Genomic DNA, 19194 nt, shown 5'->3' on the forward strand with positions numbered 1-19194 from the left:
CAGTCACCCGATGTTAACCCCCTGCCGGCCCGGCAGAGATTGGCGTGTGGTGCCCGGCAGACGCATTGGTGCGTTCTGACTCACCCGGGCCGGGCAGCCATCGGCCGTTTTGCAGCAGCTCATAGGGGCGGAACAGCGATTTGTAACGCATCTTGTTGCTTTGCTCGATCCAGTAGCCCAAGTAGACATAGGGCAAGCCCAGGCGCTTGGCCTGGGCCAACTGCCACAGTACGTTGAAAGTGCCGTAGCTGGCCTGAACATCGGGTGAGAAAAAGGTGTAGACCGCAGAGATGCCATCGTCCAGCACATCGAGGATGGACACCATCTTGAGTTCCCCGGGGGCCTCCGTCATGGAGGGCTCCCGAAACTCGACCAGGCGCGAGTTCACCCGACTTTGCAGCAAAAACTGGACATACTGATCCACGCTATCTTCATCCATGCCGCCGCCAGCATGGCGGCTGGTTTGGTAGCGCAAGTACAGCGCGTAGTGCTCTGCCACAAAACCCAGTTTCAAAACCCGAGCTTCCAGCCCGGCATGCTGCTTCCAGGCCCTGCGCTGGCTGCGTGTGGGGGTAAACCCCTCGGCCTTCACACGCAAGGGAGTGCACGCCTGGCAGCCGTCGCAATACGGGCGGTAGGTGAACATGCCACTGCGGCGGAAGCCCTTGGCGACCAACCCGGAGTACACCGTGTTGTCGATCAGATGGCTGGGTGTGGCAACCTGTGAGCGTGCCTGGCGCTCAGGCAGGTAGCTGCAGTCATACGGCGCCGTGGCATAAAACTGCAGGGCCTGGAGAGGGAGGTCGGTCAGGTCTGTCATGGAGGCAGGGCATCAGGCAGACAAAAGTTCATGCCAGTATAGAGGCCTGAATGCCCAGTCGGGGGCGCTGGCATCTCGGGTCTGGCGCACATGCTCCACAAAATCGGCGCGTGGCATTTCACGGGCCCCCAGTGACGCGAGGTGTGGTGTATTTTGCTGGCAGTCCACCATCTGGATACCCGTATGCCTGCAAAACGCGATGAGTGCCGCCAGCGCAATTTTGGAAGCATCAGTCTGGCGCATGAACATGGATTCACCGAATACCGCTTGCCCCAGGTTGACGCAATACAGCCCTCCCACCAGGACGCCGTCGCACCAGGTTTCCACACTGTGCGCCATGCCCAGCGCGTGCAGTTGGCTGTAGGCGGCCACCATCTTGTCCACGATCCAGGTTCCGGCCTGTCCACGGCGTGACGATTCCGCGCAGGCACGGATCACCTGGCCGAAAGCCGTGTCCATGCGTACCTCACAGCCGGGGGTCCGCAAAAAAGTATGCAAGGTCTTGCGCAAGGAGCGGTGCAGGCGAAAGTCCTGCACGCGCAGCACCATGCGTGGGTCGGGGCTCCACCAAAGAATGGGTTGCCCGTCACTGAACCAGGGAAATACCGCCTGGCTATAGGCTGCTTGCAGCGTAGCGGGAGAGAGATCGGCGCCTGCGGCCAGCAGGCCAGGCGCGTCGCTGCCCGGGCCCCACGCGGTGCGTGTATCGGGGAAGGGCATGCCAGGGTCTAACCAGGGTAGGGGGGGCGTACGGTGGAGCACGGTGCAGAAAATAGCAATTAATTGGGGCTTGGGCCGAAGCAGTGCAGCTTCACAGGTTAGAATACCAGCTGTCGGCGTGTAGCGCAGCCTGGTAGCGCACCTGCTTTGGGAGCAGGGGGTCCAAGGTTCGAATCCTTGTACGCCGACCACCATTCAAGAACAAAGGCCCCGTAGTGTTGTGACTGAGGGGCCTTTGTTTTTTCTGTCCGTAGCTCAGTTGGATAGAGCAACAGCCTTCTAAGCTGTGGGTCGGGGGTTCGATCCCCTCCGGACAGGCCATTCGGCGTTCGGCATTCATCCCACTCACTGTCACTGGAACCATATCTGGGCCGCTTCGGCCCACTTATGCTTCCATTCGAGGGCGGAACACATATGCTTCCGCGCTCCAACTTCAAAATCTTCCAATTTCAGGCGTGATTACGGCAGTTTTTCGCACCAAAGCGCGTTGCTGACGCAGACTCATCTCAAAGCGATATTCAAAACGGTACGCTTATGGTTCCGTGGGGTACGGATATGCTTCCTGAATTCAGATGCAACCTGAGCTTTAAGCTCTGCGAAACTGGAAATTGCGTATTCCGGCTGATCTGACCATCCGTTCCGGGAAATGCTGACCACCTTCAGCAGAGTTTCTTGTGCTGATCAGAGACAAGTTCTGCGAATGCAGACGCCATTGAAGGCAGTGGCTGATGAATGTTGCTATATTTTGCTTTCATGGCAGATAACATTACCGACAGCAAGCCAATCCGGATTCTCAGTTTGGATGGGGGCGGTGCCAAGGGGTTCTACACCTTAGGGGTCTTGAAGCAGCTCGAAGGAATGCTTGGCAATCGCCCCTTATGCGAGCATTTCGACCTAATCTTCGGTACCAGCACCGGTTCGATCATTGCTACGCTACTAGCGCTGGGCTACCCTATAGATAATATCCGCGCGCTCTACGAGATGGAGGTTCCACCGCTGATGAGCATGGGTGGTAAGGCGAAGCGGTCTGCTGCGCTACAAGCCCTTTCAGATAGAGTGTTCAAGGATGTGACATTTTCGGACATGAAGACCGGGATCGGTATCGTGGCAGCCCGCTGGCTGGAAGAGAAGCCGATGATCTTCAAAGCGTATGTGGGTCAAGCCCATGGCAGCAAGGGTACCTTCGAGCCTGGCTTCGGTGCCTCAGTGGCGGAAGCTGTGGTTGCCTCTTGTTCTGCCTATCCAATCTTCAACCGGAAGATCGTCCAGACTACCGATGGCCCAGTCGAACTCATCGACGGTGGCTACTGCGCCAATAATCCGACCCTGTACGCCATAGTGGACGCGACGAAGGCGCTGGGTTACGCCAATGCAGCCCTTCGAGTGGTGAGTGTGGGCGTAGGCAACTATCCGGAGCCGCAGCGCTACTGGCACAACTGGGCTATCGAGCGCTTCTTTTTGGTTCGGCTTCTGCACAAGACGCTCGGAATCAATACCCGCTCCCTCGAACAGTTGGCAACACTATTGTGCAAGGACGTGCCAATGGTCCGGATCAACGATAGCTTCACCTCGCCGGACATGGCTGCCGACCTAATGGAGCACAACCTCGGCAAGTTGAAACTGCTCTATCGGCGAGGGATCGAGTCCTTTGGAACGCATGAGCAGCAGTTAAAGCACCTCCTTTCTTAAGGAAATCATGCCTATTCCGGAGAATGACCTGGCCACCATGGCCAACATTGGCGCCCAAGTCACTTCAAGGGACACATATAGCACGGTGCGATTGGCGCTCGAAGCTCTGGACACTGGATTCCATGGGAAGCGCTACGAGATTTTTCTGCAAGGGTCATACGGCAACGACACCAACATCTTCCGGGAGAGTGATGTGGATGTCGTGATCCGTCTGGATTCCATCTTCACCTACGACCTGACGGCCTTGCCGGCCGAACAACAGGCGGCTTTCACTGCAGCCCATAGCGCCGCGGAATATACGCATGTCCACTTTCAGGCCGACGTGTTGGCAGCACTGAGAAGTCGATTCGGCAACGCCGTGGTGCAGGGCAACAAAGTGATCGAGATCGCTGCCTTGCATAACCGGCGCAAGACCGACGTACTGATCGCAATTCAGCACCGGCGATACCTCTGGTACTTTTCCAATCAGGCTGATCAAAATAGCTATGTTTCAGGTATAAGTTTCCACAAAACTGACGGGACTCGAGTCATCAACTATCCGCAGCAGCACCGCTCGAACCTGACCACCAAGAACCAGCAGACGAATGAGTGGTTCAAACACATAGCACGGATTTTCAAGAATGCCCGCCAGAAGATGGTCGAGGACGGCTACATACAGGCGGACATAGCACCTTCGTACTACCTTGAAGGATTGCTATACAACGTCCCGAACTACTGTTTCGGCACGAGCTATGTAGATACGATGGTTGCCTGCATCAATTGGCTTCACGAAGCAGATCGCTCGAACTTTCTGTGCGCTAACGAGCAGTATCTCTTGCTTGACGGCAATCCAGATGTGACGTGGAGGAGCGTACATTGCACAACCTTCCTCAATGGAATAGCAGCTCTTTGGAGGGGATGGTGATTCGAAGCGGGGCGAGATTGATCCTATGAGTCGGTATGTAATTGACTTGTTCATGTTCTCCTACCAGCAGAGCTTTAGGACGAGCATCGAAGTTCTTGCATGCAACGTCTTGAAAGAGTTGGGCGCCGCAGCCGAAGCCAAAGTGCTCTTGGTAGGCGTTCGTCGACCAAACAGCAATAAAGCACATCCGGTTTGCGTGGAACCCGAGAAGGGACGATGGAATCTGTCATTGTTCGACGGTCTGCTTGAAGCCGCAGACGAAATCTATGCAAAGCATCCTCTGCAGGATATCTGCTACGGAGATGACGCCAGTAACCGCGACAAGCCGGAATGGATGCGACAGGATTCGGCGGCAACTGCTGCACTCAATGCAATTCGCTCTTACGACGTTGCACACGGTGTCAGATCCTTCTGTGGCGCTTCCCGATTGGTAGGTGAGTACTACGTTGTGCCTATCGTTCAAGTGCCCGAATCACTATTTCGTCAGTTTCCGCGGCTGGAGGAGAGACCACCAAGATACGAGCGAGAGCCGACTGGATACCGAAGCGTGATTGATGCTGCGCTAACCAATGTGCTGAAAGAGGCGAGCGGCGAGCTGGAACGTCCTGAGCCAGGTCGATTCATGTTCAATGCAGTCCGCCACGCGGACGAAATCGTGCGAATTGCGGCTAACCGCTTCCTTGATACGCCAGGGTTGGCGATTTCGCGTCGTTACGTCTCTACGGATTTATTCACTCGATTGAATCTCATTTCGTCTCTTCTCTATGAAGGGGGCACGGGCATAGGTCGCATGCTTCTGGTAAATCCCGAGAACCCCAACATCGACTATCTGCTGCGTTTTCGTGATCGAGTCCCGTTTCGCGAACCGCGCTGGACACGCAAAGTTCTGCAACTGGCATCCCCAGACGTCTTTCTCATTGCCGATTCTGAGTACGTATATGGTTTGGGCCGTCTGCAGTCTTCGCACAACGCCAGCGATCAAGATGCATTCACGGTTGAGTTCCTCGACCACTACACATGGGAGCTCCGCTGTGGTGATCTGCCTCTGCTCAGATGTGATTTTGGTTCGCCATCTCTTCCCCGGGAGGCCGTGGAAAAAGATACGTTAACTAGCAGCCTTGAGCGTTTATTCCCAGAGTCGACGGTGGCCGACCGGGAGCAGATATGGCAGCTTTTCATTGCCGCTGCGCGCCAAGATCTGGGAAGCATGATTGTTGTGGCGGAAGACGCCAGGGCGGAGGCAGATCGATTGGCGCGCCAGGGAACAGGGATCATGCCGGTAAAGTTGACTTTAGATCTCCTGCGGCAGGTGAGTTCCATCGACGGCACCATCCTCCTCGATCCGCACGCCAACTGCCACGCCATCGGGGTCATCCTGGACGGAGCGGCCAGTGATCAGTGCACGCCGTCCAGAGGGTCCCGCTTCAATTCTGCGGTGCGCTATGTCAGTTCCGGTGCTGCACGGAGACTTGCCATAGTCGTTTCCGACGACAAAACTATTGACATCTTTCCGCCCCTGCGCCTTCGTGTGAGTCGCAAGCAGGTTGAAAGCCATATCAAGGAATTTGCAGAATCGGACGTTGACAGCTATAACGCATCGATGAACTGGCTGGACAAGCGGCGGTTCTATTTAGACGCCATGCAATGCGAGCATCTCAATGCGCAGCTCGCGCACCTTGCAAAGGTACCACGCGAGGTCGGAGAGATCCGATACCTGGTGGAACCCTTCGAGGTAAGTTCCGAGTTCGATTCCAGCTATCTGACCGAGTAATGCGCTCGATTGGAATGAAGTGGCATTTTTCGAATGCCAAGCGGAAGAACTCAGGACGACCGAACAGCAGTTCGCATAGTTGATCTCAATTATTAGCAGCGCTAGCTGACTGGTACCTTCAAGCCCATTGGTCAGTGATTTCCGGAACCATGGTCAGCGATTTACGGAATGCGCAGTAAATCAAGAATGTGCTGACGACGTGCCGAGGTGTCACTGGAGCCAGCGGGTCAAGGCGGCCTTTGGCAAGCATATCCTGAATAACTACTTCGCAGCGGTAGCTGGCTTCACCTGTGCGGAACTCGGCGTCCACAAGCGGTCGTTCGACGCCTGAGTTCAGCGGATGGATAAGCCGGCCGCTGGGTGTCGCGCGCCCGTCATCGTGAGTGACAATCACAGCAGGAGCATTGCTGGCCGAGCCGATGTCGGCATGCGTCGCCGATGCCCTTCGTGGCTCGCAATTTGGGTTTGAACCGAGGATCACGGTCGCGATGGCGGCGGTAAGCTCGTCTTCAAACCAAAGAATTGAAACAGCGAGGTTCCGCGCATGCGGAGGTTCGCTCGACGGGTGGTAGCGCAGCGATCAGGAGTTCGGACGGCATGGACGAAGCTAGATATGGTCAGATAATCAGGGACGGCGAGCGGAACAAAGAGGTTGCGGAACTCATCCACAACTGGTGCTCCCACGCGCGAGTGAGCAACCAGGGTGGAGTTGGCTTGATTGCTCAGCAAACTGGATTGCCCATTGGTCACTTCGCCATGGAGTGTGACTTCGCCCCGGCCAGCGGCTTCGCCGGCTGGTACCTGGAATCTTGTGCCCTCGATTTTCACGACCGCAACTGCGCGCATTGCGACAAGCGCCAAGCGGTACGCATGCCGAATCTCTCCATCCTGGTGGGTCAGCGAGACCGCGATGTAATCCGCCACCAGGAAGAGGCTGTTCGTGCTGAGGCGGAACTACAAGCGGCTCTTGAGACACGAAAAAAACAACGGGAGGCACTACGCGTCGGTCAGAACGCAGCAGTTCGAGCGCTGCTTGACGACCTGGATACCCTTGACGCCACCCATGCTGACGACGCTAAGACACGAGTCGTCGAGACGGTGCGGCTCGCTCCCGAAATCCTAACGCCATCTCTCACTGACTACTTTTTCGAGTTGACCGCATCCCCTGAGGCCGGGTGCCAAGACGTGGCGCTACAGGCTCTTAAGTATGCAAAAGCTGATCCGACCCGCCTTGCGGAAGCAGCGCTGCGGTGCCTAGCGAAACGCGCCGCAGTTCAAACTGCTGCGTACATCGTGATGGAGAAGCCTACGCTAGCAGATGAACAGACAGTGGAGGCAGCGGCTCCAGCGTTGATTCACCTCGCCCGAGCCCCTCGCTCCGAGTTTGGCAATGGCACGCGGGTCTTCCATCCCGATCCCTTGAAGGCCGTTTTTGCAATATGGCCAGAGGCCGTTTGCCGTGCAATTCAGCGCCTGCTTGATTCACGGAGTTCTTATGCCATCAGGATGGGAACCGCCGGGCTCAAGGTTCTCTCAGTGCAGGCACCGAATATCCTAGACCGGTTCTCACGGTCGCTTGTGACCAAACTGACGCGTGCGCACATATTGATCGACGATACCGACGCCGACCGAGAAAGGCGGATGGTGTGCAGCGACCTGCAACGTGCGGTTGCTGCAGCCCTCCGCCATGCGCCTTCTGAGACAGACAAATTGATCGCCACGTATTTCGAAGGTGCGACAGCAGAGGGTGAAGCTCGTCTTGTGAGGGCTTACGGCGAGATATTCAGGACCAGTCGCACCGAAGAAGAAGCGCTGGATGGCAAGGTCGCTGCCATCGCTCTGATGCGGTTCGTGGCGTGGTCTAGCACTTCGAAGAATCTCACTGTACTGACCGAAATCACCCAAACGCTGAGGCCATACGGCGAGGAGCTCGCTGAGTCTGTTGATGGTGTGTTGGACATCGCACTGGGTGCAGCAGCCGTCATGGATGCCCGTCGCGAGGCGTTTGACGCCGAGCGATCGCTCAGCAAACCGGAAAACTTTCTAGAGGTGCTGGACACGCAGAACTTTCGATCGGCGCTCTACTACTCGCGAGAAGTGTTCGCAGCGATTGCGGCCGCAACTGCCAGCAAGAGTCCGGCTGCAGCCGAGTCATACGTCGACTTCTTGTCAAGGATTGACGGCAGCCGTCACACCTTGATCGCTGTCCTGTTGGAGGAGTCGAGCAAGCTCATAGCTACACCAGAAGGTTTGCGTCTCGTCTTGCCTGAGCTCTACACGGCCATGGTGGGCACCTCAACGCTGGTGCGTGCAAGTGCTGCGGAGACGTTGGGACGCGCTGGAAGGAAGCGCTCCAACGATCTCCCGGAGCTGGTTCTTGAGGCATTCATTCTGCTTTTGGAAGACAAATACGTGATCGTCCACAAAGCAGCAGCGAGGGCGCTTGAGAGCATCTCTCTCACTGGTGCCTTGGAGCAGAGAGCCGGCAGAGCACTGCTGACGCTCCTGAGCGTCTATGGCAATGAAGGCAAGGTTGAGAGTTTCCTGTTGGATTGGATGCAGCTGTACTTCCGCCGGTACGCCACTGACGATGCATCCCGTGCAAGTCTGGCTCGGTGGTGCCTGAAAGTCTTGACGGGTGTCTCGGTCCACATGCACCTCAGGGACCTCACTTTGATCTCCACGTATCTGAAGGAGCAGCCGACCTTTGTTGACCTGGTAATCAGGGCTTTGGAAGATCCCGAGGTCAGCGACCATGGCCAGGATGACGTCATCCGATTGCTGTACTCTATACCTGATGCCGAGGCAAGCAAGCGATCCGCGGATCTCAGTAAGCTATCGGTGTGCCGAGCGGATCGCGGCTGGTACGCGGGCGCCGTCGTTGAAGTCCTCACGCGCGTCGGGGCATGGGATGAAGCCGTCGAGGCCATTGAATCGTCTTGGGAGGCGATCCCCGATACCATCCCCATGAGGCGTATGAAGTGGTCCAGGCGGCTCCATGTTGTTGCGGTTCAGTTCGAGGCCGCCGTTGCCGCGGGAGATCTGTCTCGGCAGGACGCGCTGAAGGCGGAGTGGGAAGGCCTCTATCAATTGTTGAAGGAAGACCAAGAGGAATATGCAGAGAGACGCAATCCTTTCCCAGGTGTTTTTCGCGCGAATTCAGGCAGTTGACGCGCTCCGCAAACTCGGCGATGGCGAGGTCGTCAGCGCGGAGCTTCTACGCCAAATCTGCGCCGAGTTGGATGACGCCTCTCTCAGGTATGGACGGGCTTCGACCGCAACGATCTACGGCGCGTTTGCGGCGCTCCTGCGCATCGTCCTTTCTCTGGCGGAGTGGCGGCAAGCAGTTCTGGACGCAGTTCCAGACGGTGACCGGTTCCTACGCAGTGCAGTGGAGCGCCATCGTCTGTGGCTCAAGGAGTTTTGTGCGAAAGACGCCGCCAGGAGCCTCGTGGATGCGTCTGTCTCATTGCAGTCGGTCGCCACCATTGCCGAGTTTGAGTCCATCTGCAAAACGCTGGCTGGCATTCCGTTGCCCATTGGTGTGTTCTCTGAGGAGCGGCCGCGTATTCCAGCCGGTCAGAAGCAAGTCGAAGAGCGCCCACGGCCAACGGAGCTCTCTGTGGCCTTCGTGAAGTTTCAGCTTGATGGCCAACCAGCGGCCAACATCCACCACCTGGTTCCGCGCGAATTGCACGACATGGAGATCGAGGTCAGAGTCTCTCGATGGCCAGAGGGCGCCACGCACCTAGTGCTGACGCCGATCTCGGCAGAGCCCAAGAGCACCTACGAGCTCTCCGAGTTCACGTTCACGAAGCCGTCCACGGAGCCGCCGTACACGCTCATCCAGACGGGGCGTGCGGCTCTCCAGATCGCACAGGGTTTGAAATCGAGGCCTTTCGAGTTCAAGTACGCAGCGGCATTTCAACCCACCAGCGCAGAGCAGCCCGTTGCTGTCGTCGGCCACCGTACGCTTTTGGTGGAGGGCTTTGACATACGGGCCAACTCGATTACCGGCTATCAGGCTGTCGACGAAAAGATCCTGTTGATCCGCGATCTGCTAAGACGGGAAGGCTGGGCAAATGCCGAGGAGTTGTCGGACATTCTTGAGCTACTGACCAGTCTGGGCAATCTTGCTGGGAGAGCAGTTCAAGACGCCGTGTTCGATGGCGCGTGGGGCGAGAAGGAATTCCAAGCCCAGGTTCGAAAGGACCTTCGCCGGTCGCCCCGCATCGGGTCGGATCTGGAGGAGCACGCCGCAGCTGCTGGGGGCTTCACTGACTTGAGCCTTCGCGGAATCACGATCGAGCTCAAGGAGACGGGCACGCGGATCAAACAGATGGAAGACTGCCGCAAATATGTCGAGCAAGCTGCCAGCTACGCGGTGGCCAAAGGCAAGCGCGTAGCTCTGTTGTGCATTCTGGATACCAGCGCCAAAAATTCTGCGCCTTGGTCGGCGGCCGACGGCATCGACGTTTTGGTGTCAGCACCGCCAGCCAACGTGGCGGTCATCACGCTCGTCATCCAGGGGAACATCACTCGCCCGAGCAAGTTGTCTCGTTGAGGCCTTAGTCGCCTCGCCGAATGTCAAAAACGCACGACGTCGTCAGTCAAGTTCCGGGGCCGAATCGGCAGCCATTCGCAGGTTCTTGCTCGATCCGCAGCTTTCTTTTGGTGCCTTTGAAGCCTCCTTGAAATCTTGATCCAACGTGAAGTAGAGAAAATTCCCCAACGGAGTCTCTACATGAAGAAATCAAAATTCAGCGAAAGTCAGATAGTCGGCATATTGAAAGAGGTCGAACTCGGTGCCAAGGTTGGCGAGACGTGCAGAAAGTACGGCATCAGCGAGCCCACCTACTACAAGTGGAAAACCCAGTACAGCGGCATGACGGTGTCGCACCTGTCACAGCTACGTGAACTACAAGACGAGAACGCCAAGCTCAAACGCATGTATGCCGACCTGGCCCTCATGCACCATGCTCTCAAGGACGTTGTAGACCGAAAGCTCTGACCCCGCAGCGTCGGTCCGATGTGGTTCAAACGCTCATGGCTGAGCACGGCATGAGCCAGCGCAAAGCCTGTGTGGCCAGCGGCATCGCCCGCTCCACACTGCGCTACTGCCACAAACCTGCTGACGACTCCGGGGTCATCCAGTTCATGCAGACCTACATGGCCACCAACCCAAGGCACGGCTTTGGCCTGCTGTACGCCAGCGCCCGTCACCAGAGTCAGCCCTGGGGCAAGACGGTGCTCTGGCGCGTGTACTGCCAGCTCAAGCTGAACCTGCCCAGACGCGGCAAGAAGCGCCTGCCTGCACGTATCCGGCAGCCCCTTGAAGCAGGCCATCAACCCAACCTGGGTTGGAGCTGTGACTTCATGTCCGATGCACTGTGGTCGGGACGCAAGTTCCGCACCTTCAACGTCATTGACGAATTCAACCGTGAGGCGCTACGCATTGAGATTGATACCAGCCTGCCGGCTGCGAGAGTCATACGGGCGTTGAACGAGTTGGTCGAGGTGCGGGGTGCCCCGCTGTCCATCCGCATGGATAACGGGCCGGAATTCATTGCGCATGCACTGGCTGAATGGGCCAAATCCAAGGGCATTGCCTTGAACCACATCCAACCCGGAAAGCCCACCCAGAAAGCCTATGTAGAACGATTCAACCGGACCTACCGCACGGAGGTACTGGACTGCTACGTATTCGATAGCCTGCAGGAGGTCCGGGACATGACGGCAGATTGGCTGCACCGCTACAACTACCATCGCCCCCATGAAGCACTTGGCTTCATTCCGCCAGTCGAGTACCGTGTGACAAAATTCCCTAACCTCTACTTCTGACTGGCTCAGGAATTCGAGGGGGCTTCACCTTGAAACTGCCTACATCGAACAGGGAGCCGAGATGCCGCAAAGGAGTTGTTGGTGAACTTCAGCAATCAGCCTTGATCCGATTTTGGTGATCAGTTAGCAAATGACAGTTAATGCTTGACTGAAAAGTTCAACCGTTGCTCCGCTTCTCTTTGAAGTGTGCTTTAGCTTGAAATTCTTGTCGCCGACGGTTTCAGTTCATACCGAACTGCCTTGTAGCTCAGTCAGCCGTATTTCGATTGAGAGACGCGCAGAAATAGAAAAGGGCCGACTTTGCTGAATGAACTGTCTCCGCACCGCTCAACGATTCGGCTCTTACCGAATTGGAATACGACCGCCACACAGAGGCGGCCACAAGCAAGCTTACGTCTTGACCCCACTCTCGCAGAGCGACCTGGACATTGTGCGCACTTGATCTTTCGCCGGGATCTTCGGGTTCACACTGAGCAGAGGCTGCAATTCGCGCGACAGCGACTAGCTCCGCAAGCCGGAGCCGAAATTCCAGCGCATCCTGTTGCGCCAGTCGCTCGTAGTCAGGACTTCCGAATTCGCGTCCGACGGGAGCCATGGTTTCCCAAGCCTTGTCTTCATCAGATTGCAGCCTGTTGCGCCGTCTATTTTCCATTCTGAGCCTTGGTGGTTTTGCCCTTGACCTTGTGACAGCAACAAGACTGGCGTAAACCGAATCCTTCGTCAACACCTACTATTAGCGGTGCAACACGAAAGCGGAAACGCCATAAAAAAACCGCCAAGGTTGCGCGTGCTGACAGCAGAGGCGTGGCGGTTATGTTGTCATTGATTTTAGCGCACTTGGGTCAAGTGCCAACTTCACGCTGCAACTAAGATTTTGCGGTGCGCTACTCAATCTGCAACGTCCAGTTCTGGCCAACTGAACAAGCCTTGGAATTGAATGGCCTCCTCATTCCACATCTGAAACGTTTTCAATGCCTTTGGGGATAGTTTTTTGAAGTGATCTAGGCATCGATCCGCCCAGGAGGTGTACATCAGTGCAGCGTGCATCGTGGGTGATTTAGTGGTGCTGTCATCCGTCTGGTCATCCGACTTCTCCTTTGGCAACTGGGGCTCATGGGTGAGCAATCGCACTGTGTGAAGCACGCAGATGCCTTCCATGGTCAGAAGAATGCTCCGTCCCTTAGTCCCTGCCAGGAATGGCATTGTGGACGGGCAAATTTGTATTCGGTTGATCGCATATTTCATGAAAAAGACAAACTCGATTGGGTCTTGCGCAAGGTAAGACATACGCGCCTCAATGAGGCCGACTGCGACCCCGTCAAATCCTTTGATACCTTTCAAAACATCTATCCTCAACTCTTGGTCAGACGTGAGGGCGCGCCAAAACCAAAAGTCCTGAGGTTGCGTTCCTTCTCCGCAGACGGATTCGTCGAAATGGAAGTACTGCCAAACATCACTGTCCATGGCCAAGTAGATATCTTGCAATTGCTTGGGACCAAGCAGAACCTCGAAATCCAGTAACTGCCACACCGAGTGGCAAAAAGTGCGTCTTGTACCGGGAAACAAAGGTTCAATGCGATCGACCAGGGAGTTGGTTGCACCAACCTTGGCCCCCTGCGGTGAAACGTCCCCGCGCAAGTGCCTGGACCATTGGCCTTTGGAAAGCACAACGCGCTTACTCCTGCGGTTCAGAAATTGTTCGAACTCTTCGGACGTGTCCAATTCACTTCGATCTTGCACATGCATGCTCCAGGTGGCCACTCGCATGCGCTCGCGTGGGGTCGTTGCTGGTCGTCCTCGGGGGCGTTTGCGCTCAGATGTCATGAAATTGCAATTTAATCGAAATTTGTTGCAATTTTAGTCTTGACGAATTGACGAACCGTGATTGACCGGTAGCTTGGTTTTTGCGCAGGCATGAGCCGGCGCGCTGGTGCATGCCGCACCAGCTTTTACCAACGCCGAGAAGGAAAGTGCAGATGTTCGCCAAAGCAAACCGGAAATAAAAAAGCCCGGGCCTTGCAGGGCCTGGGCTTAGTCCAAAGCAGTCATTGCTTGGGTAGGAGTACTCAAAGTATATGGCGCAAAAGCTCCACGTCAAGTGGGCTGGGGACAACTATTGGCTGTTGTTTTGTGAATCGTTGATGCTTGCCCGATCGGCATTTTCAGGAGTCTGAAATGCTGAACGAAAGTGAATTGGCCGAACTGTGCCGTGAACGCAAACTGAGCGACTTTGCCATCGCCACCATCCGCCGGGTGCGAGAAAGTCTCCCCTCGCGGATTGTGCGCAGTGGTACGCACAACATCGTGACCCATTACGCCAGCCGAAAAATGGGCTGTGTCATTAAGGCCGAGGCCACGAGTACGGAGTTGGCGGCCATCTACGACTGGGACCACGATAAGCCCACCTACGAGTTCTACGACCAGCCGCCGGCGATCAAAAAGATCCATGTTCGTGACAACGGCAAAACCACTTCCCATCTCTACACTCCGGACTTCTTTCGCCTGGCTGTCGATTTCATAGGCTGGGTGGAATGCAAGGCCGAAGACTGGTTGAGGAAGCAGGAGGCTCTGCCGTCTGCGCACTATGTTCGAGATTCCCAGGGACGTTGGCGCTGTCCGTCGGCGGAGCGCTATGCGCATAGCGTGGGTTTGGGGTTTGCCGTCCGCTCATCGGTTGAATCCGATCCCATCACCATACAGAACATCGCGGACTTGTCTGACTACTACCGCGAAGACTGTCCCGTTCCTAGTAAGGGGCAGCTTGCGCTGGCCCGGCAGTTCATGGGTGCGCAAGGATGGTGCTGGCTGCGCAATCTGCTGGCCAACGATCAGGGGCTGAGTGCCGACACGCTCTATAAGCTGATCGCGGATGAGGAGCTGCATGTCGATTTGCAAGCCTTTCCGCTGATGAAGGAGCCGCATCGGGTGCGTGTGTATGCCACTCGGGCGCTGATGGACTCCAGTGAACTTTGGCTGCCGGCCCTATTGACGGCACCAGACATAGCCATTCAGCAGGTCGAACCCATTGCGGGTGAGGCCTTGCTCTGGGATGGGAATGCCTGTGAGGTGCTCAATGTCGGCAACACGGAAATCTTTCTGCGCATGGGGGGCGGCGCAATGCAAAACCTGCAGTTGACGGATTTTGAGCGGCTGGTTTGCAGCGGCGTAATCGTCGGAACCCGAACTGTGGTCAATCCCCGCGCGTTGGCCGCTGCTGAAGTTTTGCGGCAGTCTTCAGCCGAGGACGTCAAGTCGGCGATGCGCAGGTACTACTGCATCCATCCCGAGCTGTGTCCATCGGATGAGGTTCACAAGAGCTGTGACAGAGCTGTCCGTAAATGGAAGGCCATGGCGCGTAAGGGCTACGTTGAGTACGGGAACGAATTCATCGGCCTGCTGCCAGCCATTCGCAAGCGGGGCAATCGCAACCGCAAACTGAAGGCCCCTACGCTGGAGATCATGCACCGAATTATTGAGAAAGAGGTTATGTCCGAAGCGGCACCCGGTCTGTTCGCCTGCTGGGCACTAGTCTGCGATGCCTGTAATCAAGATGGGTTGGTTTTCCCAAGCTACAAATCGTTTGTCGCCGAGATCAAGAAGCTGAAAACTCCGGAGGAGCTGAAGAAGGCCCGCGAAGGTGAGAAGGCGGGTTACGACCTGGAGCTTCCTTTCATCAGTTTGAATCGGGAGACACCCAAGCACGGTACGCGTCCTTTCGCTATTGCTCACATCGATCACACGATCCTGGATCTTCAGTTCGTCACGGAAGGCACGGGCACGTCGATGGGTAAAGCCTGTCTGACGGTCATGATTGATGCGTTTACCCGAAAAATCCTGGCCTGGGTGATAACTTTTAACGACCCCAGCTACCGCTCCTGCATGTTGGTGATCCGCGATTGCGTCCGCCGGTACGGCCGAATGCCCAAAACAATAGTGGTCGATCAGGGGGCGGAGTTCAAAGGAATTTACTTTGAACAGCTCCTGGCCTACCTGGGAGTGAACAAGCGGATGCGTCCGGCCAGCCACCCGCGCTTCGGCAACATCGTGGAACGCTTCTTCGGCTTGCAGAACACAGCGTTCACCCATGCTTTGGAAGGCAACAACAAGGCTCTGCAGAATCCGCGGCGCATGTCGAAAACCCACGATCCACGCGAGTTGGCGGTCTGGAATTTGCGTGCGTTCCGGGAGGCGTTCGAAGGCTTCCTGACGGAGTACTACCACGCGGTAGAGCACCCAACGCTTGGCATCAGTCCTTCCAAGGCCATGGAAATCGGATTGCTGCAGTCGGGTGCACGGGCGCATACCCTTATCGCCTACGACAGCAATTTCCTGATCGCCACCATGCCGACCACCGACAAAGGCACTTCCAAGGTGCAGCGGGACGGTTCCTTCAAGGCTAACCGGGAAGATTACTTTGCGGCCAGCCTGGTCGAATACGTGGGGCAAAACCTGCCGGTGCGTTACGACCCTTTCGACTTGTCCAGGGCATTTGTGATGGGGCGCTCGGGTTGGATCGAGGCCCGCGGACTGCATGCCCATGAGCTGGCCGGACGCACGGAAAAAGAAGTCGAGGCCATCTCCCAGGAGATCAATGCCATCAATGCCCGCACAGGCATCCGGCAAAAAGAACGGGCCCTCGCACTGGGTGCCTATTTGCGGACCGTGCGCGGACGCGAGGCCGTTCTGCGCATCGAGGTGCAACAGGCACGGGATCGGGAACTGCGGGCCGCAGACGAGGGCATCGGCCTGCTCGGGACCGCTCCTGCCAATTCCGGTGACGCCCTGACTATCGAACAACAGCTGGTGCACAGCCTGGAAACGGCTGAAAGCACTTTTGAACACATATCTCAAGAAACATACGAGGACTTCTAATCATGCAACACATCGAACCCAAATTCCCCCAAGACCTGTTGAACGCAACCTCTGAAGAAAAGCTGGCGTACTTCGAGAAAAAAAAGCTCGGTCACCCACACCTCACGCAAGCCTACAAACTCGCTTTAGATTGCATTGATTTCAGCGGCAAGGGCGAGATCGTGCCCATCATCGGTCCCACCGGCGTTGGCACGACCGAACTTGGCAGGAAGCTGTATCGCAACTTCAACGACACAACGCCCACTTTTGACGAGGGCGGTAGTGCAATCCCTCTGGTCGGTGCCATTGGATTGGAAGCGCCAAACGCGGGGGATCGCATAGACAAGGACTATTGGAAGCGCGTGATGACGGAGATGCTGCGTTGCGGCGGGGACATCCTGTTAGATCGAAAGATCTACGTGCCGCCTAGCCAGTTCATGCTGACCCATCCGATTCCCCATGCAGATCCTATGCTGAAGAGCATAGACACGCTGATGCACGCCACGGTCAACATGCTGCAACATCGCCGCACGAAAGTGGTGCTGATCAACCATGCGGACCGGCTGTTCCCGGAAACGGATCCGGCCGGCTGCAACCGCAGTCAGCAGATTCTCATGGATTTGGCGGCACAGACCCACGCACGGTTCGTGCTCATCGGCGGCTATCAATTGGTCCGTTCTTCCTGTGCTCGCAACAATTGGCTGCGGCGCCAGCACACGGTGCATTTCCGGCGCTATGACCGCAATGATGCTGCGGAATATGCCCATTTCCGCTCCGTGTTGATCGATCTCTTGGCGCACATGCCGACTACGCAGCGATTGGAGAAGATCCGTGACGAATGGGTTATGCGCCTCTACATCAGCACGGTGGGTTGCATCGGTTCCATGAAACGGGTGCTGCTGTTGGCATTGCAGCACGCGCTGCGCACGGGCGAGAAGATGACGGAGGATTTCATCCTACAGTTTGTCCTACACAACGTTGTGGCCCTGGAGATCGCCAAGGAGGCTCGCCTGGGTGAACATCTGCTTCTGGACGTGACGGCCGCAGAAGTTGAGCAGGTTCTCAATGGCCCACTTGATGCAGAAAACGGCAGTGCTATCGCATCCGGCAAGCCGCGCTCGAAAACGCCGACTGGCGGAAAAACTGGTTTTGGCCACCGTCGCATCGGTGAGCGTAAGTCCAGCCGTGATCCAGTGGGAGTGCGCAATGGCAAATAGCATTGCAGATCCGTTCGCGGGAGACTTCGAACCCAGCGTATCGGCTGCCCTCTATCCGCTCGAGATGGAGGGCAGTCGAGAGGCACCGGAAGGCCTGCTTTCTTGGGTGGTCGGGCTGGCCCAGGCGCATTGCGTGGGGCCCCGTGTGCTCCTGCGGCACCTTCTCTCCAATTCGCAAAAATACAGAAGTCTCTGGGGTGTCGCAACGTTCTTTGACCGTGACAGTGGCACCATCAATGGACATGGGCGCTACGCCCAAATGATGGTGGAACTGATAGGGGCGGGTCAACCCGCCAATGCTGGCCAAATGACGCTGCTTTCTCTGTCAAAGTTGTTTCCCTGGAATGGGGAGGGACTTTTGGCAAGAAAGCCGAAATGGTGTCATGTGTGTCTATGTGAGCAGGCGAGGCAGGGGGGACGGCTGCATTTCCCGTTAGTGTGGACACTGGAGCACTACAGGGTTTGCCACACGCACCACGTACCTTTAAGTGACCAATGCCCGGCCTGCGGCAATGCGCAGCCGTTTTTACCAAGCTACCCGAGCCTGGTGCACTGCAACCAATGTGGCGAATCGATGTTGGCGCAGCTTCCTGACGGATTTCGGTTGGAAGAGACAGAGGTGACCGCATTCGCCATATGGTGCGCTCAGGCGTTGGCCGATCTAGTGAAGCGGCTTGCTGTGCTTCAAGCGGACGGATGCATGCAAGCGTTCCGATCCAACGTGGAACTGATTTGTTCCCAACTAGCCCATGGTGGAAGAAAGCGCTTTTGCAGGGAAATAGGCCTGCAGCCTTTCGCGCTCAACGGCTGGTTAAACAAGGGGGAGCGTCCTTCTATGTCAGTGCTCCTGCGTCTTTGCTACGGTATCAAAGTTATGCCGGCCGCCATGTTCCTGCAGGAACCAATCGCGCTGGCGGACTATTCACCTCCATCGCAGCCTGCAGGCAGTCAACGCAAAAGCCGTCCGATGTTGGGGCACAAGGAGCGGGAGAGAATCAAAAATCTGTTGGATGTGATCATCGCAGACAAGGATGATGCACGTCGCTTGATTGACATAGCGGGGCAGGCTGGTATCGAGCCGACGGCTTTGAAGTACTGGTTTTGGGATGAGTGCCGTGAATTGGTTTTGAAGAGGCGTGCTGCAGAAGACCGTCGCATGCTTCTGAAATATCGGAAAGATCATGAGGCGCTGCGTTCAGTGGTGCAAAATCTGCGCGCTCAAAAAATCAATCTCAGTCGCTGGCAGGTGGAGCCGGAGTTGAGAAAGCATGGTGTCACCCTAATCCGGCCAGATCTTTTTAAGGCGCTCGAGTGGATGCGGCTTTCTTGAGAAAAGAGTTTCGACTTCTAAATTGACTCACTTCGCCAAGCTTCAAGTACG

Annotated in this window: 13 protein-coding genes and 2 tRNA genes; 11 read left to right on the top strand and 4 right to left on the bottom strand. The window is 56.4% G+C overall.

Going from position 1 to position 19194, the window contains the following annotated elements:
• Positions 1 to 13 precede the first annotated feature (13 nt).
• Together AC3WS7_RS00085 and aat are read right to left on the bottom strand one after the other, a co-directional pair.
• Positions 14 to 820: an arginyltransferase gene (locus tag AC3WS7_RS00085; protein ID WP_492654942.1), complete on the bottom strand. Its 807-nt coding sequence runs from the start codon at positions 818 to 820 to the stop codon at positions 14 to 16.
• Between the two features lie 12 nt (positions 821 to 832).
• Complete coding sequence (gene aat, locus AC3WS7_RS00090) at positions 833 to 1540, bottom strand: leucyl/phenylalanyl-tRNA--protein transferase (protein WP_492654943.1); 708 nt, start codon at positions 1538 to 1540, stop codon at positions 833 to 835.
• Between the two features lie 114 nt (positions 1541 to 1654).
• Between aat and AC3WS7_RS00095 the strand changes: the two genes are divergently transcribed.
• The 5 genes from AC3WS7_RS00095 (at position 1655) to AC3WS7_RS00115 (ending at position 5904) form a co-directional block, all read left to right on the top strand.
• Positions 1655 to 1731, top strand: a tRNA-Pro gene (locus AC3WS7_RS00095).
• A 53-nt stretch (positions 1732 to 1784) separates the two neighbouring features.
• A tRNA-Arg gene (locus AC3WS7_RS00100) sits at positions 1785 to 1861 on the top strand.
• Positions 1862 to 2293: 432 nt separating this feature from the next.
• Positions 2294 to 3229, top strand: coding sequence for an anti-phage phospholipase (locus AC3WS7_RS00105; protein WP_492654944.1), 936 nt, complete (start codon positions 2294 to 2296; stop codon positions 3227 to 3229).
• A gap of 7 nt (positions 3230 to 3236) precedes the next feature.
• Entirely contained in the window at positions 3237 to 4133 is an 897-nt protein-coding gene (locus tag AC3WS7_RS00110; RefSeq protein WP_492654945.1) for an anti-phage nucleotidyltransferase, read from the top strand.
• 52 nt (positions 4134 to 4185) lie between these two features.
• Positions 4186 to 5904, top strand: coding sequence for an anti-phage protein (locus AC3WS7_RS00115; protein WP_492654946.1), 1719 nt, complete (start codon positions 4186 to 4188; stop codon positions 5902 to 5904).
• Between the two features lie 118 nt (positions 5905 to 6022).
• On the opposite strand, the gene AC3WS7_RS00120 is transcribed toward AC3WS7_RS00115, so the two are convergent.
• Entirely contained in the window at positions 6023 to 6385 is a 363-nt protein-coding gene (locus tag AC3WS7_RS00120; RefSeq protein WP_492654947.1) for a hypothetical protein, read from the bottom strand.
• A gap of 116 nt (positions 6386 to 6501) precedes the next feature.
• On the opposite strand from AC3WS7_RS00120, the gene AC3WS7_RS00125 reads away from it, so the two are divergent.
• The 3 genes from AC3WS7_RS00125 to AC3WS7_RS00135 all read left to right on the top strand — a co-directional run bounded on the left by AC3WS7_RS00125 (position 6502) and on the right by AC3WS7_RS00135 (position 11745).
• Positions 6502 to 9075, top strand: coding sequence for a hypothetical protein (locus tag AC3WS7_RS00125; RefSeq protein ID WP_492654948.1), 2574 nt, complete (start codon positions 6502 to 6504; stop codon positions 9073 to 9075).
• Complete coding sequence (locus tag AC3WS7_RS00130) at positions 9020 to 10468, top strand: hypothetical protein (protein WP_492654949.1); 1449 nt, start codon at positions 9020 to 9022, stop codon at positions 10466 to 10468. Before AC3WS7_RS00125 ends, AC3WS7_RS00130 begins: the two co-directional genes overlap by 56 nt.
• A gap of 180 nt (positions 10469 to 10648) precedes the next feature.
• Positions 10649 to 11745 (top strand): IS3 family transposase gene (locus AC3WS7_RS00135; RefSeq protein WP_492654950.1). Its coding sequence is split into 2 segments (ribosomal slippage): positions 10649 to 10901 and positions 10901 to 11745, totalling 1098 coding nucleotides; the frame shifts between segments, so codons are not numbered across the junction.
• 888 nt (positions 11746 to 12633) lie between these two features.
• On the opposite strand, the gene AC3WS7_RS00140 is transcribed toward AC3WS7_RS00135, so the two are convergent.
• A complete protein-coding gene (locus tag AC3WS7_RS00140; RefSeq protein WP_492654951.1) occupies positions 12634 to 13485 on the bottom strand; it encodes a hypothetical protein in 852 nt (283 codons plus the stop codon).
• 435 nt (positions 13486 to 13920) lie between these two features.
• Here AC3WS7_RS00140 and AC3WS7_RS00145 point away from each other — a divergent pair, with 435 nt between their 5' ends.
• The 3 genes from AC3WS7_RS00145 to AC3WS7_RS00155 are packed head-to-tail and all read left to right on the top strand — an operon-like array spanning position 13921 to position 19143.
• Complete coding sequence (locus AC3WS7_RS00145; protein WP_492654952.1) at positions 13921 to 16617, top strand: TnsB C-terminal domain-containing protein; 2697 nt, start codon at positions 13921 to 13923, stop codon at positions 16615 to 16617.
• Positions 16618 to 16619: 2 nt separating this feature from the next.
• A complete protein-coding gene (locus tag AC3WS7_RS00150) occupies positions 16620 to 17813 on the top strand; it encodes a hypothetical protein (protein ID WP_492654953.1) in 1194 nt (397 codons plus the stop codon).
• Entirely contained in the window at positions 17803 to 19143 is a 1341-nt protein-coding gene (locus AC3WS7_RS00155; RefSeq protein ID WP_492654954.1) for a TniQ family protein, read from the top strand. Before AC3WS7_RS00150 ends, AC3WS7_RS00155 begins: the two co-directional genes overlap by 11 nt.
• Positions 19144 to 19194: the final 51 nt, after the last annotated feature.

The sequence above is a fragment of the Rhodoferax sp. EU05-FHT12H12 genome (assembly GCF_058791215.1).

Coding starts and splice junctions, on each gene's coding strand:
- AC3WS7_RS00085 (WP_492654942.1), bottom strand. CDS start 820: ATGACAGACCTGACCGACCTCCCTCTCCAGGCCCTGCAGTTTTATGCC.
- aat (WP_492654943.1), bottom strand. CDS start 1,540: ATGCCCTTCCCCGATACACGCACCGCGTGGGGCCCGGGCAGCGACGCG.
- AC3WS7_RS00105 (WP_492654944.1), top strand. CDS start 2,294: ATGGCAGATAACATTACCGACAGCAAGCCAATCCGGATTCTCAGTTTG.
- AC3WS7_RS00110 (WP_492654945.1), top strand. CDS start 3,237: ATGCCTATTCCGGAGAATGACCTGGCCACCATGGCCAACATTGGCGCC.
- AC3WS7_RS00115 (WP_492654946.1), top strand. CDS start 4,186: ATGTTCTCCTACCAGCAGAGCTTTAGGACGAGCATCGAAGTTCTTGCA.
- AC3WS7_RS00125 (WP_492654948.1), top strand. CDS start 6,502: ATGGACGAAGCTAGATATGGTCAGATAATCAGGGACGGCGAGCGGAAC.
- AC3WS7_RS00130 (WP_492654949.1), top strand. CDS start 9,020: ATGCAGAGAGACGCAATCCTTTCCCAGGTGTTTTTCGCGCGAATTCAG.
- AC3WS7_RS00145 (WP_492654952.1), top strand. CDS start 13,921: ATGCTGAACGAAAGTGAATTGGCCGAACTGTGCCGTGAACGCAAACTG.
- AC3WS7_RS00150 (WP_492654953.1), top strand. CDS start 16,620: ATGCAACACATCGAACCCAAATTCCCCCAAGACCTGTTGAACGCAACC.
- AC3WS7_RS00155 (WP_492654954.1), top strand. CDS start 17,803: ATGGCAAATAGCATTGCAGATCCGTTCGCGGGAGACTTCGAACCCAGC.